The organism is Microbacterium trichothecenolyticum (assembly GCF_000956465.1).
Taxonomy (GTDB): domain Bacteria; phylum Actinomycetota; class Actinomycetes; order Actinomycetales; family Microbacteriaceae; genus Microbacterium; species Microbacterium trichothecenolyticum.
On the sequence record NZ_JYJA01000041.1, the window covers coordinates 63,065 to 78,868 of the forward strand.

The window sequence follows — 15,804 nt, forward strand, 5'->3', positions numbered from 1 at the left end:
GCCTACCAGCCGGCCGGGGCGATCTCGGTCCACTGACCGAATTTCGGTTCGCGGCCGTCGCCGGATGACGTCCCCGTCAGCCGCCGCCGCACCCACGGGCCGACGTGCTCGCGGTAGTAGGCCGCGCCACGGGGTCCCATCGGGGGCAGTGGCGGCTGTGACCACCACTCCGGCACCGGCTCGACACCGAGCGAGCTCAGCACGCGCGCGGCGACGCGATGGTGTCCGCGTGCGTTCATGTGCAGGCGGTCCTCGGACCAGTAGGGCGGCGTGGCCAGCTCCTCGTCGAACCAGTTGTACGCCTGCACGACGTCGGTGCGCGCGGCGAGGCGTGCCTCGACGGCGTACGACAGAAGGTCGCCGCGTCGCTGGATCACGCGCTTCAGCGGCAGCTGGGCCGTCGGATTCGCCCCCGAGAGCACGATGAGCTGGACACCCTCCTCGTCGCAGCGGCGCAGCACCGTCTCGAAGGCCGCGAGTACCTGAGCGACGCTGGTGCGCGGACGCAGCATGTCGTTGCCGCCGCCGTTGAACGACAGGTGCGTCGGCTTGAGCGCGAGCGCCGGCTCGAGCTGCTGCTCGACGATCGGCCAGACGAGCTTGCCGCGGATCGCGAGGTTCGCGTACTCGACCGGCTGATCGGTGGCGTTCGCCCAGCCCTGCGCCACGAGGTCGGCCCAGCCGCGCACGTGTCCGTCGGGGAGCTCGTCGCCCACACCCTCGGTGAAGGAGTCGCCGATCGCGACGTATCGAACGGATGCCACGGGCTCAAGCCTACGTCCGGCTCGACGTGCGACCGGCCGGCGTCACCGGTCGTCGAGCGCGACGCCGCGCCGATCCACGAGTCCCCAGGCCGCCGCCGCTGCCACCGCGAAGAAGACCGCGAACACCACGAACAGCACGGGTGCGCCGCCGGCGAAGAGCAGCGGAGGTACGACCAGCGGCGCCACGATCGACGCGATCCGCCCGACGCCGGCCGCCCAGCCCGAGCCTGTCGCGCGCAGCGACGTCGGGTACATCTCTGGGGTCACCGCATACAGTGCACCCCACGCGCCGAGGTTGAAGAACGACAGCGCCATACCGGCCGCGATGACGGCGCCTGCTCCGGTGGCGGTGCCGAAGAAGATCGCCGACACCGCCGAACCCACGAGGAAGACCGAGAGCGTCGCCCGGCGCCCCCACACCTCGATCAGCCACGCCGCCACCGCGTAGCCGGGCAGCTGTGCGAGCGTGATGATCAGGGTGAAGCCGAACGACCGCACGAGGTCGTACCCCTGCGCCACGAGGATCGACGGGATCCAGATGAACGCGCCGTAGTACGAGAAGTTGACGCAGAACCACACCAGCCACAGGCAGGCCGTGCGGACGCGGAACTCGGCCGACCACAGACTGCCAAGTCGCTGCCCTAGCGACGTCGCGGCGGCAGGAGGAACCGCCGGCCGCCCCGACGCGGGTGCCGCTGCGGCGCCGGCGGCAGCCTCGAACGTGCGCACGACCGACTCCGCCTGACTGAAGCGCCCGCGCCGCTCGAGCCAGCGCGCCGACTCGGGAAGGCCCCAGCGCACGATGAGCGCGTACGCCGCGGGTATCGCGCCGAGCGCGAACGCCCAGCGCCAGCCGTTCTCCGATGCGGGGATCACGAAGTAGCCGACGAGCGCGGCCAGGGTCCACCCCACGGCCCAGAAGGCCTCGAGGATCACGATCAGGCGCCCCCGCATGCGCGCGGGAGCGAACTCGCTCACATAGGTGCTCGCGACCGGCAGCTCGGCGCCCAGCCCCAGCCCCACGAGGAACCGCAGCACCAGGAGTGCGGCGAGGCCGCCCACGAGCGCGCTCGCACCCGTTGCGACCCCGTACACGAGGAGGGTCAGCGCGAACACCTGGCGGCGCCCGAACCGATCCGCGAGGAGTCCGCCCACGCTCGCACCGATCGCCATGCCCACGAACCCGACCGAGGCGATCCAGCTCGCCTCGATCGGCGTCAGACTCCACTGCGCTGCGAGCGCCGCGATGATGAAGGAGATGAGCCCGACGTCCATCGCGTCCAGCGCCCACCCGATCCCCGATCCGGTGAGCACGCGCAGGTGCGTGCGGGTGAACGGCAGGCGGTCGAGACGCTGCGAGAGCGTCGACGACGCGCGGGTTGCGGCATCCGTCATAGCGTCATGCTACGGATGCCGGAACCCGCGCGGGGCTCACGACAGCATGTCGCGCACGCGAGGGGCGACCTCGGTGCCGAACAGCTCGATCGAGCGCATCATCTTCTCGTGCGACAGCGTGCCGGTCGAGAACTTCATGTCGAATCGGGATGCGCCGAGAGTCCGCACAGTGTCGGCGATCTTGCGGGCGACGGTCTCGGGCGAGCCCACGTACAGCGCGCCCTCGGGCCCGACGTCGTGCTGGAAGCGAAGACGGTTGTACGTCGGCCAGCCGCGTTCGCGGCCGATCGAGTTGTTCATCGCCTCGAAGCCCTCGTACGCCTCGTCCCACGCCTGCTGATCCGTCTCGGCGACGTGGCCCGGCGAGTGCACCCCGACCGGCAGCTGCGGCTGCTCGAAAGTCTCGAGCGACCGGCGGTACAGCTCCGCGAAAGGCGCGAAGCGCCCTGCAGGACCGCCGATGATCGCGAGCATGAGGCCGTACCCGTAGCGTGCGGCCCGCACCGCCGACTCCGGGGTGCCGCCCACGCCGACCCACGCGCGCAGGCCGGCCTCGGTCTTGGGGAACACGTCGGCGGCGTCGAGGGATGCCCGCAGCGTCCCGTTCCACGTGACGGGCTTCTCGGTCAGCAGGTGCGAGAAGAGGTCGAGCTTCTCGTCGAACAGCGTCTCGTAGTCGCGCAGGTCGTAGCCGAACAGCGGGAACGACTCGATGAACGACCCGCGGCCGAGGATGACTTCGGCGCGACCGTTCGAGATCGCGTCCAGGGTCGCGAACCGCTCGAAGACGCGCACCGGGTCATCGCTCGAGAGCACGGTGACAGCGGTTCCCAGGTGGATGCGCTCCGTGCGCGCCGCCGCGGCGGCGAGCACGATCTCGGGGCTGGACACTGCGAACTCGCGGCGGTGGTGCTCCCCCACGCCGAAGAACGACAGTCCGACGCGATCGGCCAGCACGGCCTGCTCGACGACATTGCGGATCGTCTGCGCGCCGCTGATCAGCTCCCCGGAGGGGTCGCGGGTCACGTCGCCGAAGGTGTCGAGTCCGAGCTCGATCGTGGCGGGATCGATAGAGGTCATGTGTGCTTCTCCTTCTATGCGCTTGCATGAACCGGCGGAGCGGGCCGGGCATTCCCGAGACGTCCGGACCCCGCGAGCGTAGCGTGGAGGCATGATCCCCTTCGCGGATCGCCGGTCCGCCGGGCGCGAGCTCGCCGCAGAGCTCGAACGATGGCGGGGTACGGATGCCGTGGTCCTCGGCATCCCCCGGGGCGGCGTCGTGGTCGCCGCGGCGGTCGCCGACGCGCTCGCACTCGAGCTCGACGCGGTCGTCGTGCGCAAGCTCGGCGCCTCGGGCCACGAGGAATACGCCGTGGGCGCGATCGCGGACGGGGTGCGTATCGTCACGCCCGGCGCGATGCGGTGGGCGGGCATGTCCTCGCGCGATCTCGAGCGCGTCGAGGCCGTGGAGCGCGACGAGCTGGCACGGCGGACGGATGCCTTCGGCTCGGCGTCCGTGGAGCTGTCGGGGCGGACCGCGATCGTCGTGGACGACGGCGTGGCCACCGGCGCGACCGCCATCGCGGCGTGCCGCGCTCTTCGTGCCCGCGACCCGGAGCAGATCGTGCTGGCAGTTCCTGTCGCGCCGGAGCAGTGGGAGCCGCCGGCCGACGCCGTCGATGTGTTCGTGTGCCCGTATCGCGAAGCCGACTTCTGGGCGGTGGGCCAGTACTACGACGACTTCCGCCAGACGACGGACGCCGAGGTCGTGGCGCTGCTGCGCCACGACCCCGGCGCCTGATCAGCGCGAGAGCGCGGAGCGCAGCGTGTCGAGTCCGACACCGCCGAGGTCGAGCGCGCGCTTGTGGAACTGCTTGATCGAGAAGGCGTCGCCCTCGCGCTCGGCGACCTCGTCGCGCAGCTGCTCCCAGATGCGCTGGCCGACCTTGTACGACGGCGCCTGACCCGGCCAGCCGAGGTAGCGGTTGACCTCGAACTTCACGAACTCGTCCGGCATGTTGACGTTGCGCAGCATGAACTCGAGCGCGAAGTCGGCGTCCCACGGACCCTGCCCGTCGGGACGCGGCTTCTCGAGGTGCACGCCGATGTCGAGCACGACGCGGGCGGCGCGCATGCGCTGACCGTCGAGCATGCCGAGGCGGTCGGCGGGATCGGACAGGTAGCCGAGCTGCTCCATCAGGCGCTCCGCGTAGAGCGCCCAGCCTTCGGCGTGGCCCGACGTGCCACCGAGAAGGCGGCGGTAGGTGTTCAGCTGCGCGCGGTTGTAGACCGCCTGGGCGATCTGGAGGTGGTGGCCCGGGACGCCCTCGTGGTACACCGTCGTGAGCTCGCGCCACGTGTCGAAGTCCTCGACGCCCTCGGGCACCGACCACCACATACGGCCGGGACGCGAGAAGTCGTCCGTCGGGCCGGTGTAGTAGATCCCGCCTTCCTTGGTGGGTGCGATCATGCACTCGAGCTTTCGGATCGGCTCGGCGATGTCGAAGTGGGTCTTGCCGAGCTCGGCGACGGCGCGGTCGCTGGTCTCCTGCATCCACTTCTGCAGCGCCTCGGTGCCGTAGAGCTTGCGGCTCGTGTCCTGCTCGAGGAACGCGACGGCCTCCTCGACCGATGCGCCGGCCTTGATCTCGTTCGCGATCGACTCCTGCTCGGCGACCATGCGCGCGAGCTCCTCGACGCCCCACTCGTAGGTCTCGTCGAGGTCGATCGTGGCGCCGAGGAAGCGGCGCGAGTGCAGCGCGTACAGCTCGCGCCCGACGGCGTCCTTCTCGGACGCGGCAGGGGCGAGCTCGCTCGTGAGGAATGCGGCCAGCTCGTCATACGCGACGCGAGCGGCGTTGGCGTTGTCGGCGAGGTCGCGTGCGAGGGAGGCGGGCAGCTGTCCCTCCTCAGGTGCGGCGTCGGCGGCGAAGCTTGCGAAGAAGCCGCTGTCGGCGGTGTAGCGGGCGACCTGCGTCGCCACCTCGGTGACCTGCCGGCGAGCCGGCACCACACCCTGCGCGATGCCCTCGCGGAGGGTCTCGATGTAACCGCCGACCGCCCCCGAGACGGCGCCGAGACGCTTCGCGATGACCGACCAGTCGTCGGCGGTCGCGGTGGGCATCAGGTCGAACGCGGAGCGGATGTTCTGCGCGTGGGAGGCGATCACGTTGAGGTCGCGGAGGTGCCACTTGGCGTCGTGCAGGTCGAGCTCCAGCTGGATCTCGCGAGAGAGGTCCTCCTTCGTCACGACGTCGACGTCGTCGTCGGCGGTCGCGGCATCGAGCGCGGCGAGGGTCTTGCGGCCCTCCTCGACAAGCCGTTCCTGGCCGGCCGGGCTGTAGTCGCCGAACCGGTCGTTGTACTCGGAACGACCGATGTAGGTCGCGAGCGTCGGCTCGAGTTCGGCGAGGGTGTCGACCCACGCATCAGCGATCTTGTCGATCTGCGTGGGCGTGCGGGTTTCGTCTGTCATAGCACCGAGCCTAGGCATGGGACGCGGTGCCGACAAACGAGAATCCCGGTGCCGTGAGCCCGCCGACGAGGATCGACGGATCAGTGACCGGCGACGTCCCAGTCGTCTCCGCGACCGATCTGCACGTCGAGCGGCACCGACAGCTGCGCGGCGTCGCCCATACGGGTGCGCACGATCTGCTCGGCGGCATCCCACTCCCCCGGGGCCACCTCGATCACGAGCTCGTCGTGGATCTGCAGCAGCACGCGCGAGCCGAGCCCCTGCGCCGCGAAGTCGTCGTGGATGTGGAAGAGCGCGATCTTCATGATGTCGGCGGCGCTGCCCTGGATCGGCGCGTTGAGCGCGGCGCGCTCGGCGTTCTCTCGCAGCACGCGGTTGGGGCTCGCGAGGTCGGGGAACGGTCGGCGGCGGCCGAAGATCGTCTCGGTGTAGCCGTCGATACGCGCCTGCTCGACCGACGAGCGCAGGTAGTCGCGCACCGCGCCGAAGCGCGCGAAGTACTCCATCATGAGCTGCTTCGCCTCGGACTGCTCGATGCGCAGCTGCTTCGACAGCCCGAACGCCGACAGCCCGTACACGAGGCCGTACGACATCGCCTTGACCTTCGTGCGCATCGCGGGTGTCACGTCTTCGGGTGCGACGCCGAACACGCGCGAGCCGACGAAACGGTGCGTGTCTTCTCCGGAGTTGAAGGCCTCGATGAGGCCGGGGTCCTCCGAGAGGTGCGCCATGATGCGCATCTCGATCTGCGAGTAATCCGCCGTGAGCAGCGTCTCGTACCCGTCGCCGACCGTGAACGCCGAGCGGATGCGGCGGCTCTCCTCGGTGCGGATGGGGATGTTCTGCAGGTTCGGATCTGTGCTCGACAGGCGGCCGGTCTGGCTGCCCGTCTGCACGTAGGTCGTGTGGATGCGGCCGTCGGCTCCGCTCGTGCGGTCGCCGCCGATCGCGCTGTCCAGCGACTCGATGATCTGCCGCAGCTTCGTCGCTTCACGGTGCTGGAGCAGCAGGTCGAGGAACGGATGCGGGTTGGTCTCCTGCAGATCAGCGAGGACCGCGGCATCCGTCGAATAGCCGGTCTTGGTCTTGCGTGTCTTCGGCAGCTGCAGCTCTTCGAAGAGCACCTCCTGCAGCTGCTTCGGCGAGCCGAGGTTCACCTCGCGGCCGATCGCCGCGTACGCCTCCTGCGCGAGCGCGTCGGCGCGGGTGCCGAGCTCGCCGGAGAACTGCGACAGGGTGGCGTGCGACACGGCGACGCCCGCGAGCTCCATGTCGGCGAGCGTGTGCAGGGTCGGCAGCTCGATGTCGGTGAGGACGGCTGCCACGCTCTCGGGCAGCTCCGCGCGCACCGCCGCCGCCACGCGCATCAGGTACCAGGACAGCTGGCCGGTCGTCGCGCCCTCGGTCTCGGGCACGAGCTGCGTCGGGTCGGACTCGGGCAGCTTCTCGTCGAGGTAGCGGTCGACGAGATCGGCGAGCGTCTTGTCGGGAAAGCTCGGGCGCAGCAGCCAGCCGGCGAGGATCACATCGAGAGCGAGCCCGCCGAGGCGCAGGCCCGCACGCCGCAGCGCCTTCACCTGCGGCTTCGCATCGGCGAAGACCTTGGGGGCATCGGAGGTGAGCCACGGTGCGAGGGCCGCCGCGAGCTCGGGGGTCCACGACGCCTCGGCTGCGGCATCCTTCGTCGCGACGCCGACGCGTGCCGGGAGCCCGCCCTCGACCGCGATCGTCACACCCAGTTCACCGGTCGCGCTCTCGAGCCAGGCCGCGAAGTCGGCGGGGGCGAGCTCCTGCGCGACGGGCGCGAGCTCGGCAGCCGCCGACGTGACCGCGGCCATCTGCTGCTCGATGCCCGCGAGCTCGGCCACACGCGGGATGAGGGTCTTGAACTCGAGGCGAGAGAAGATGTCGCGCACCGCCTGCGCATCCATCGGCTGCACCTCGAGATCGTCGGGGCCCAGGGGCAGGTCGACGTCTGTCAGGAGCCGGTTGAGGCGACGGTTGCGGCGGACGTCCTCGATGTGCTCGCGCAGGTTGCCGCCGACGACGCCCTTGATGGAGTCGGCGCCCTCGAGCAGCGCGTCGAGGGAGCCGAACTGGGTGAGCCACTTCACGGCGGTCTTCTCGCCGACCTTGGGCACCCCGGGCAGGTTGTCGCTCGTCTCGCCCACCAGCGCGGCGATGTCGGGATACTGCTCGGGCGGCACGCCGTAGCGCTCGATGACCGCGTCGCGGTCGTAGCGCTTGAGCTGGGAGACACCCTGCACGTTCGGATAGAGGAGCGTCACGTCGTCGTTCACGAGCTGGATCGTGTCGCGGTCGCCCGAGCACACCAGCACCTGGAACCCCTTCTCGGCGCCCTGCGTCGCGAGGGTCGCGAGGATATCGTCGGCCTCGATGTCCTCCTGCTGGAGCACCTGGATGCTCATCGCCGCGAGGCAGTCCTGCAGGAGCGGGATCTGCCCCTTGAACTCGGACGGCGTCTCGGAGCGGTTCGCCTTGTACTCGGTGTACTCGCGGGTGCGGAAGGACTGCCGGGAGGTGTCGAAGGCCACGGCCAGGTGGGTCGGCTTCTCCGCCTTGATCAGGTTGATCAGCATCGCGAGGAACCCGTAGATCCCGTTCGTGTGCTGGCCGTCCTTCGTCGAGAAGTTGTCGACCGGGAGGGCGTAGAACGCCCGATATGCCAGCGAATGGCCGTCGACGACGAGAAGGGTAGGCTTTGCGGAGTCCGTCACCCTGCAAGCCTAGTCAGGGCCGGCGACACCCGATCTCCCGCCCCAGCACCCGAAGGCGACGCATGCCCGAGCACTCCCCCTCCCCTGTCGACGGCCTCGCGTGGGCCGCGAATCGCGGCATGGGCGCGCTCGCCGAGAAGATGGGGATCGTCTTCACCGAGTTCTCCGTCGAGCGCGCGGTGGCCACGATGCCGGTGGAGGGGAACACCCAGCCGGTCGGCCTCCTGCACGGCGGCGCCTACGTGGTTCTGGGTGAATCGCTCGGCTCGATGGCCGCGAATCTTTACGCGGGTCCGGGCAAGCTCGCGGTCGGCGTCGACATCAACGCGACCCACACGCGCTCGGCGACGTCGGGCATCGTGACCGGCGTCTGCACGCCGATCCACCTCGGTCGCACGCTCGCCGTCCACGAGATCGTCGTCACCGACGAGGCCGGGCGCCGCTGCTCGACCGTGCGCATCACGAACCACATCAAGGAACTGCCGCCTGTCTGAACCCGCACCGGGACGGAAGAAGCGGATGCCTCGTCACGAGGCATCCGCTTCTCTTGAAGTCGTGAGGGTCAGCCCTTCTTGGGCGCCAGCTGCTCGATGATCGCCTTCGCGACGTCCTGCATGGTCAGGCGGCGGTCCATCGACGCCTTCTGGATCCAGCGGAACGCCTCGGGCTCCGACAGGCCCATCTTCTCGTTGAGAAGGCCCTTGGCGCGGTCGACCAGCTTGCGGGTCTCGAAGCGCTCGACCATGTCGGCGACCTCGGCCTCGAGGGTGATGATCTGCTCGTAGCGGGCCAGGGCGATCTCGATCGCCGGCAGCAGGTCGTTCGGCGTGAAGGGCTTGACGACGTACGCGAGGGCGCCTGCCTCGCTCGCGCGCTCGACGAGCTCCTTCTGGCTGAACGCGGTGAGCAGCACGACCGGGGCGATGTGGTTCTTGCTGAGCTTCTCGGCGGCGGAGATGCCGTCGAGCTGCGGCATCTTCACGTCCATGATCACCAGGTCGGGACGCAGCTCGGTGGCGAGGGCCACCGCCGTCTCGCCGTCGCCGGCCTCGCCCACGACGTCGTATCCGTTGTCGCGGAGGATCTCGACGATGTCGAGTCGGATGAGCGACTCGTCTTCGGCGACCACGACGCGGCGGGGGGTGGATGCCGTCGATGCGGCGGTCTGCTCCTGCTCAGTCACCATTGAATCCTACGGTATGGTCAATCCCGGACGCGCGGCATGGCGCGCGGGCCGGTGTGGCGGAATGGCAGACGCGACCGACTCAAACTCGGTTGCCCGCAAGGGCGTGTGGGTTCGACTCCCACCACCGGCACCCCCGGACTCTCGCAGCAGGTCCAGGACGCGACCGCTGAGTAGAGCGGATGCTCACCCGCGAGGTGGGGAGCATCCGCTCTTCTCATCTCACTCCTCGTCGAGAGTCTTGATCACCGAGGTGTTCGGGTCGGGCAGCGTCTCGACCTGCCCGGGCGAGCGCAGATCGATGTCGGCAGGAGCCTTCTTGTCGAGCTCGGGAGGCACCTCGAGCGGGCGGCGCGAGTAGTACACCTTCGCCTTGCGGTAGAACAGGGCCAGCGGCACGATGCCCAGCACGATGAGCCCGATGCCGAGCCAGTTCACGATCGGGTCGTTGCTCGGGATCGACGCGAAGAACGCCCAGCCCATGAACGCCGCACCGGCGGCGGGCCACAGTCCGATCAGCAGGAAGTTCTTCACGGAGTGCAAGAGCACCCTCCGATACGCCACGACGACGGCGACGCCGGCGAGCGTGTAGTAGAACGCGATCTGGAGGCCGATCGACAGGATGGCGTTCTCCATGATGTCGCCCACGCTGCCGAGGAAGTTCGAGCCGACGAACAGCAGCAGCGAGACGACGAGGATGACGATCGTCGCGTAGGTCGGAGTCTTCCATCGCGGGTGCACGCGACCGAACGCGCGCGGGATCGTGTGGTCACGGCCCATCGCGAACAGCGACCGGGTCACCTGGATGAGCGTGGTCTCGAGCGTCGCGATCGTCGAGAGGGCCACCGCGATGATCAGGATCTTGCCCCCGAGGCCCGGCCAGATGACGTCGCCGAGCACCGAGAGGATGTTGGCGCTGTTCGCCTCGATCTGCTCCTGCGACAGCATGATGAGCGTCGCGATCGTGAAGATCTCGAACAGCACGAAGACGATGCCCACACCGATGAGTCCTGCCGCGCCGGCCGACTTGTGGCCGTTGGTGGTCTCCTCATTGAGGTTCGAGCTGACGTCCCAGCCCCAGTAGTAGAAGGCCGCGATCAGCGCGGCACCGACGAAGATGCCGGGTCCGGTGAGGTGCGAGAAGCCGAGCCAGTCCCAGGAGAAGTTCGGTCCGTCGTGGCTCGTCGTGGCGGCGCGGAAGAGCGCGAGCCCGGCGAACACCACAAGGATGCCGACCTCGATCGTCGACATGATCCACTGGGCGCGCGCGGTGATGTTCACGCCGAAGTAGACGCAGGCCGCCATGATGACGAACCAGATCGCGCCGACGCCGGTGATGAGCGGCACGTTCTCGGCCTGGGACGGGTCGAACAGCGAGACGGTCATCGCGCCGGCGGGAAGCGCGCCGGCGACCATGAAGATCGTCGCCGAGATCACCAGCGCCCACCCGGAGAGGAATCCGAGCGCCGGATGCAGCGCCCTCGCCACCCAGGAGTACGCCGCACCGGCGTTGACATCGGCTCTGCCGAGGTACAGGAACGCCCAGGCGATGCCGAGCATCGGGATGCCGCACCACAGCAGTGCGGCGGGGGCGCCGAGCCCGGCGACGCCGACGAGGGTGGCCGTGGTCGCGGCGATCGAGTAGGCCGGAGCGCTTCCGGCGACGGCCATCACGATCGAGCCGGCAGCGCTGACGCCGCCCGCCTGCAGATCGTGACGCTCAGGGGTGCTCTGGTCGTCGGGTGCGACCGGTGAGCTGGATCGGGTCATCGAAGGTCCTTTGCTGCCGCCTCCATTGGCGACGGATGGACATTACACCTCTGCCCGAGATTTCTTTGCTATTCGGTGTTGCTAAGTACTGGTACTTAGTGTTACCGTCTACCAGTAGTCAGCAAGACTGAGTAGTCAGACAGAAGGAGGTGCGCCATGGGCAAGCAGGAGACCGAGATGCTCAAGGGCACGCTCGAGGGCATCGTGCTCGCGATCCTCTCCGGACGCCCCGCCTACGGGTACGAGATCACCTCGTGGCTGCGGGACCAGGGCTTCTCCGACATCGCCGAAGGCACGGTGTACGCCCTGCTGGTCAGGGTCGAGCAGCGCGGCCTCGTCGACGTCGAGAAGGTCCCGTCGGAGAAGGGACCGCCGCGCAAGGTGTACTCCCTCAACGCGCAGGGCCGCGAGCAGCTCGCGGAGTTCTGGAGGACCTGGAGCTTCCTCGCAGAACGCATCGAACAGCTCCACCGCGAACACGCCGACACCCACAACCCCCAGGAAGAGGACTGATCATGGCCGCCAAGTGGTACGAAGTCGTCACCGGCTCGCTCGAGCAGAAGAAGCAGTACCGTCAGTACAAGGCGCGCATCGAGGCGCTGCCCGAGCCCTACCGCGGCGCCGCCAAGGCGCTGGACAGGTACTTCATGACCGTCGGCGGGATGACCGACGGCGTCACGATGATGCAGATGCTCGGCGACTCGGCCGACCTCTGGGAGCGCGCGGCCGCCGACGGCACCCCCGTGCGCGACATCGTCGGCGAGGACGCCTCGGCGTTCGCCGAGGAGTTCACCGCCGCCTACTCCGGCAAGCAATGGATCGACAAGGAGCGCGCACGCCTCAACAAGGCGATCGACGACGCAGAACGAGGAGATGAGAAATGACCACCGACACCGCCATCCGGGTCCAGGGGCTCGAGAAGTCCTACAAGGACCTGCACGTGCTGCGCGGCGTCGACTTCGAGGTGGCGCGCGGCAGCATCTTCGCGCTGCTCGGCTCGAACGGTGCGGGAAAGACCACGGTCGTCCGCATCCTGTCGACGCTGCTCAAGGCCGATGCCGGCACCGCCGCCATCGCCGGATTCGACGTCGCCGCCCAGGCTCAGAAGGTGCGCGAGACGATCAGCCTCACCGGGCAGTTCGCCGCCGTCGACGAGGTGCTGAGCGGCCGCGAGAACCTCGTGCTCATCGCGCAGCTCCGCCACCTCCCCGACCCCGGCGCGATCGCGGACGGCCTGCTCGCCCGCTTCTCGCTGACGGATGCCGGCTCCCGCAAGGTGTCGACGTACTCCGGCGGCATGCGGCGCCGGCTCGACATCGCGATGAGCCTGATCGGGGACCCGCCGGTGATCTTCCTCGACGAGCCCACGACCGGTCTCGACCCCGCAGCGCGCCTCGAGGTCTGGGATGCGGTGCGGGAGCTGGCGCGGGGCGGCACGACCGTGCTGCTGACCACGCAGTACCTCGAAGAGGCCGAGCAGCTCGCGGACCGCATCTCGATCCTCCACAAGGGCCGCATCATCGTCGACGGCACGCTCGCGGAGCTCAAGCAGCTCCTGCCGCCGGCCGAGGTCGAGTACGTCGAGAAGCAGCCGAGCCTCGAGGACGTCTTCTTCGCCCTCACCGGCGAAGAGGAGACCGCAGAACCCGGCGACGCCGCGAACGCCGCCACGACACGAAAGGAAGGACGATGACCGCGCACATCATCGGCGACACCGCCGTTCTCACCAGCCGGTCGCTGCGGCACATCCTGCGCAGCCCCGACACCATCATCACCACCGCGGTCACCCCGATCGCGCTGATGCTCCTGTTCGTCTACGTCTTCAGCGGGGCGATCGACACCGGCGGCGCAAAGGGGTCGTACATCGACTACATGCTCCCCGGCATCCTGCTCATCACGATCGCCTCGGGCATCGCCTACACGGCCTACCGGCTGTTCCTGGACATGCAGAGCGGCATCTTCGAGCGGTTCCAGTCCCTGCCGATCGCACGGTCGGGAGTCCTGTGGGCGCACGTGCTGACATCGCTCGTCTCGATCCTCGTCTCGCTCGCCCTCGTCATCGGCGTCGCGCTGCTGATGGGGTTCCGCACGGGCGCGAGCTTCGGCGCGTGGATGGGCGTGATCGGCATGCTGGTGCTGTTCACGCTGGCGCTCACGTGGCTCGCGGTGATCCCGGGCCTGACGGCGAAGACGGTGGACGGCGCGAGTGCGTTCTCGTACCCGCTCATCTTCCTCCCGTTCATCAGCTCGGCGTTCGTCCCGACCGAGAGCATGCCGGGTCCGGTGCAGTGGTTCGCCGAGAACCAGCCGGTCACCTCGATCGTCGACTCGATGCGGGCGCTGTTCGCCGGCGAGCCGGTCGGCACCGACATCTGGGTGGCGATGGCCTGGCTGGTCGGCATCCTCGTCGTCGCGTACATCGCGTCGATGGCGATCTACCGCAAGAAGATCAGCTGACGCCGGCAGGCCGGCACAAACGGAAGAGCGGATGCCTCGAATCCGAGGCATCCGCTCTTCTGCTGTTCTCAGGGGTCAAGCGCCGAAGTACTGGTTGCCGAGCGCCTTGCTCTTCAGGGCGTCGAACTCGCCCTGCGAGATCGCGCCGGCGTCGAGGAGCGCCTTCGCCTGCGCGATGTCCTCTGCGGGACTCGATGAGGCGGAGGGACGGTAGTCGTCGGACTCGGCCACCACTCCCCCGCGCGCGGACTGCGCACGCGCGGCCATGCCCTTGCCGCGGGCGATGATGTAGATCAGCGCGGTGAGGAACGGCACGAAGACGAGGGCGATGATCCACAGCGCCTTGAGCCAGCCGTTGAGCGCATCGTCACGGAACAGGTCCGTGATGATCACGATCACCACGTACAGATACGCGATGAAGTAGAAGCTCCACAGCAGGAACCACCAGAAATCACCGAACCACATCGGCGTCACCTCTCTCGAAAAACCGGACGGCTGCGACCACAGTAGTGGTCGCAGCCGTCCGGTTGAGGGACGTGTCAGTCCCGTGTCTTGTAGATCGGCGCCTTGCCGTGCACCGCGTCGCCCACCTTGTGGATGCGGATGTCGTTCGTCGAGCCGATGATTCCGGGAGGGGATCCCGAGATCACGACGACCTTGTCGCCGACCTTCGCGAGGTCGTTCGACAGCAGGTAGTCGTCGACCTGGATGAACATCAGGTCGGTGTGCGCGACGTGCTCGACGAGCGTCGACTGCACACCCCACGTCAGCGCCATCCGACGGCGGATCGCCGGTTCGGGCGCGAAACCGATCATGGGGATGCGGGGACGCAGGCGCGACATGCGGCGCGCGGTGTCGCCCGACTCCGTGAAGATGCAGAGGAACTTCGCGTCGACGAACTCGGCGACCTCCATCGCGGCCAGCGTGATCGCGCCGCCCTGCGTGCGGGGCTTGGTCGTGAGCGGCTGGATGCGGTCCAGGCCGTGCTCCTCTGTCGACTCCACGATGCGCGCCATGGTCTCGACGACCACCACCGGGTACTTGCCGACGCTGGTCTCGCCCGAGAGCATGACCGCGTCCGCGCCGTCGAGGACCGCGTTGGCGACGTCGCTCGTCTCGGCGCGCGTGGGCACCGGGTTCTCGATCATCGACTCGAGCATCTGCGTCGCGACGATGACGGGCTTGGCCATACGACGGCAGAGCTCGACCGCGCGCTTCTGCACGATCGGCACCGCCTCGAGGGGCAGCTCGACGCCGAGGTCGCCGCGGGCGACCATGATGCCGTCGAATGCGTCGATGATCTCCTCGAGGTTGTCGACGGCCTGCGGCTTCTCGATCTTGGCGATGACAGGCACGTGGCGCCCCTCCTCGGCCATGATGACGTGGACGCGCTGCACGTCCTTCGCGTCGCGCACGAACGACAGGGCGATGATGTCGGCGCCGGCGCGCAGACCCCAGCGGAGGTCGGCCTCGTCCTTCTCGGACAGCGCGGGGACGTTGACTGCGACGCCGGGCAGGTTGATGCCCTTGTTGTTCGAGACGGGGCCTGCGACGATCACCTTGGTGGTGACGACCGTGCCGTCGGTCTCGACGACCTCGACGCGGACCTTGCCGTCGTCGATGAGGAGGAAATCGCCCGGCTTGACGTCGTTCGGCAGGCCCTTGAACGTCGTGCCGACGATCTCCTTGGTGCCGAGGATGTCCTCCGTGGTGATCTTGAAGATGTCGCCGACCGCCAGCTCGTGCGGTCCGTTCTCGAACTTGCCGAGGCGGATCTTCGGACCCTGCAGGTCGACGAGGATCGCGACCGCCCGTCCGGCGTCGTCGGCGGCCTTGCGTACGTTGGCGAAGTTGTTGTCGTGGACCGAGTAGTCCCCGTGGCTCAGATTGAAGCGGGCGACGTCGACGCCGGCATCGATGATCGCGCGGACCATCTCATACGACGACGTGGCGGGCCCCAGGGTGGCGACGATCTTGGCGCGTCTCATCCGTGGTTTTCTCCGGGTGGGTTGAAGGTGGCGA

General features: G+C 68.6%; 15 protein-coding genes and 1 tRNA gene. 7 read left to right on the top strand and 9 right to left on the bottom strand.

Annotated features, from left to right (window positions below; genetic code table 11):
- Positions 1–2: 2 nt before the first annotated feature.
- From RS82_RS19000 to RS82_RS19010, 3 genes are read right to left on the bottom strand one after another with little or no spacing between them, the layout of a single operon-like run.
- Positions 3–764 (bottom strand): SGNH/GDSL hydrolase family protein, encoded by a 762-nt coding sequence (locus RS82_RS19000; RefSeq protein ID WP_045302427.1) that lies wholly within the window; start codon positions 762–764, stop codon positions 3–5.
- 42 nt (positions 765–806) lie between these two features.
- Positions 807–2,159, bottom strand: a complete 1,353-nt coding sequence (locus tag RS82_RS19005) for an MFS transporter (protein WP_045302429.1) — start codon at positions 2,157–2,159, stop codon at positions 807–809.
- 36 nt (positions 2,160–2,195) lie between these two features.
- On the bottom strand, positions 2,196–3,239 hold the full coding sequence (locus tag RS82_RS19010; protein ID WP_045302430.1) for an LLM class flavin-dependent oxidoreductase: 1,044 nt from the start codon (positions 3,237–3,239) through the stop codon (positions 2,196–2,198).
- Positions 3,240–3,330: 91 nt separating this feature from the next.
- On the opposite strand from RS82_RS19010, the gene RS82_RS19015 reads away from it, so the two are divergent.
- The gene (locus RS82_RS19015; RefSeq protein WP_045302431.1) at positions 3,331–3,960 is read left to right on the top strand and encodes a phosphoribosyltransferase; all 630 of its coding nucleotides are present in this window, start codon (positions 3,331–3,333) and stop codon (positions 3,958–3,960) included.
- On the opposite strand, the gene RS82_RS19020 is transcribed toward RS82_RS19015, so the two are convergent.
- Positions 3,961–5,634: a DUF885 domain-containing protein gene (locus RS82_RS19020; RefSeq protein ID WP_045302433.1), complete on the bottom strand. Its 1,674-nt coding sequence runs from the start codon at positions 5,632–5,634 to the stop codon at positions 3,961–3,963.
- Positions 5,635–5,714: 80 nt separating this feature from the next.
- Positions 5,715–8,372: a DNA polymerase I gene (gene polA, locus RS82_RS19025; RefSeq protein ID WP_045302435.1), complete on the bottom strand. Its 2,658-nt coding sequence runs from the start codon at positions 8,370–8,372 to the stop codon at positions 5,715–5,717.
- Positions 8,373–8,434: 62 nt separating this feature from the next.
- Here polA and RS82_RS19030 point away from each other — a divergent pair, with 62 nt between their 5' ends.
- The gene (locus RS82_RS19030) at positions 8,435–8,866 is read left to right on the top strand and encodes a hotdog fold thioesterase (RefSeq protein WP_045302437.1); all 432 of its coding nucleotides are present in this window, start codon (positions 8,435–8,437) and stop codon (positions 8,864–8,866) included.
- Positions 8,867–8,934: 68 nt separating this feature from the next.
- On the opposite strand, the gene RS82_RS19035 is transcribed toward RS82_RS19030, so the two are convergent.
- A complete protein-coding gene (locus tag RS82_RS19035; RefSeq protein WP_157005684.1) occupies positions 8,935–9,558 on the bottom strand; it encodes an ANTAR domain-containing response regulator in 624 nt (207 codons plus the stop codon).
- A 47-nt stretch (positions 9,559–9,605) separates the two neighbouring features.
- On the opposite strand from RS82_RS19035, the gene RS82_RS19040 reads away from it, so the two are divergent.
- Positions 9,606–9,688: transfer RNA gene (locus tag RS82_RS19040), tRNA-Leu, on the top strand.
- An 89-nt stretch (positions 9,689–9,777) separates the two neighbouring features.
- Here the strand turns inward: RS82_RS19040 and RS82_RS19045 are convergent.
- Positions 9,778–11,325, bottom strand: a complete 1,548-nt coding sequence (locus RS82_RS19045) for an APC family permease (protein WP_045302439.1) — start codon at positions 11,323–11,325, stop codon at positions 9,778–9,780.
- A 156-nt stretch (positions 11,326–11,481) separates the two neighbouring features.
- Between RS82_RS19045 and RS82_RS19050 the strand changes: the two genes are divergently transcribed.
- The 4 genes from RS82_RS19050 to RS82_RS19065 are packed head-to-tail and all read left to right on the top strand — an operon-like array spanning position 11,482 to position 13,782.
- Positions 11,482–11,838 (top strand): PadR family transcriptional regulator, encoded by a 357-nt coding sequence (locus tag RS82_RS19050; RefSeq protein WP_045302441.1) that lies wholly within the window; start codon positions 11,482–11,484, stop codon positions 11,836–11,838.
- A gap of 2 nt (positions 11,839–11,840) precedes the next feature.
- On the top strand, positions 11,841–12,209 hold the full coding sequence (locus RS82_RS19055; protein WP_045302443.1) for a DUF1048 domain-containing protein: 369 nt from the start codon (positions 11,841–11,843) through the stop codon (positions 12,207–12,209).
- Complete coding sequence (locus tag RS82_RS19060; RefSeq protein ID WP_045302445.1) at positions 12,206–13,018, top strand: ABC transporter ATP-binding protein; 813 nt, start codon at positions 12,206–12,208, stop codon at positions 13,016–13,018. The genes RS82_RS19055 and RS82_RS19060 overlap by 4 nt, the downstream gene beginning before the upstream one ends.
- Complete coding sequence (locus RS82_RS19065; RefSeq protein ID WP_045302447.1) at positions 13,015–13,782, top strand: ABC transporter permease; 768 nt, start codon at positions 13,015–13,017, stop codon at positions 13,780–13,782. The genes RS82_RS19060 and RS82_RS19065 overlap by 4 nt, the downstream gene beginning before the upstream one ends.
- Positions 13,783–13,857: 75 nt before the next feature.
- Here RS82_RS19065 and RS82_RS19070 read toward each other — a convergent pair whose 3' ends face one another.
- Together RS82_RS19070 and pyk are read right to left on the bottom strand one after the other, a co-directional pair.
- Complete coding sequence (locus tag RS82_RS19070; RefSeq protein ID WP_045302882.1) at positions 13,858–14,247, bottom strand: SHOCT domain-containing protein; 390 nt, start codon at positions 14,245–14,247, stop codon at positions 13,858–13,860.
- A gap of 74 nt (positions 14,248–14,321) precedes the next feature.
- Positions 14,322–15,770, bottom strand: a complete 1,449-nt coding sequence (gene pyk / locus RS82_RS19075; protein WP_045302449.1) for a pyruvate kinase — start codon at positions 15,768–15,770, stop codon at positions 14,322–14,324.
- Between the last annotated feature and the right edge of the window lie 34 nt (positions 15,771–15,804).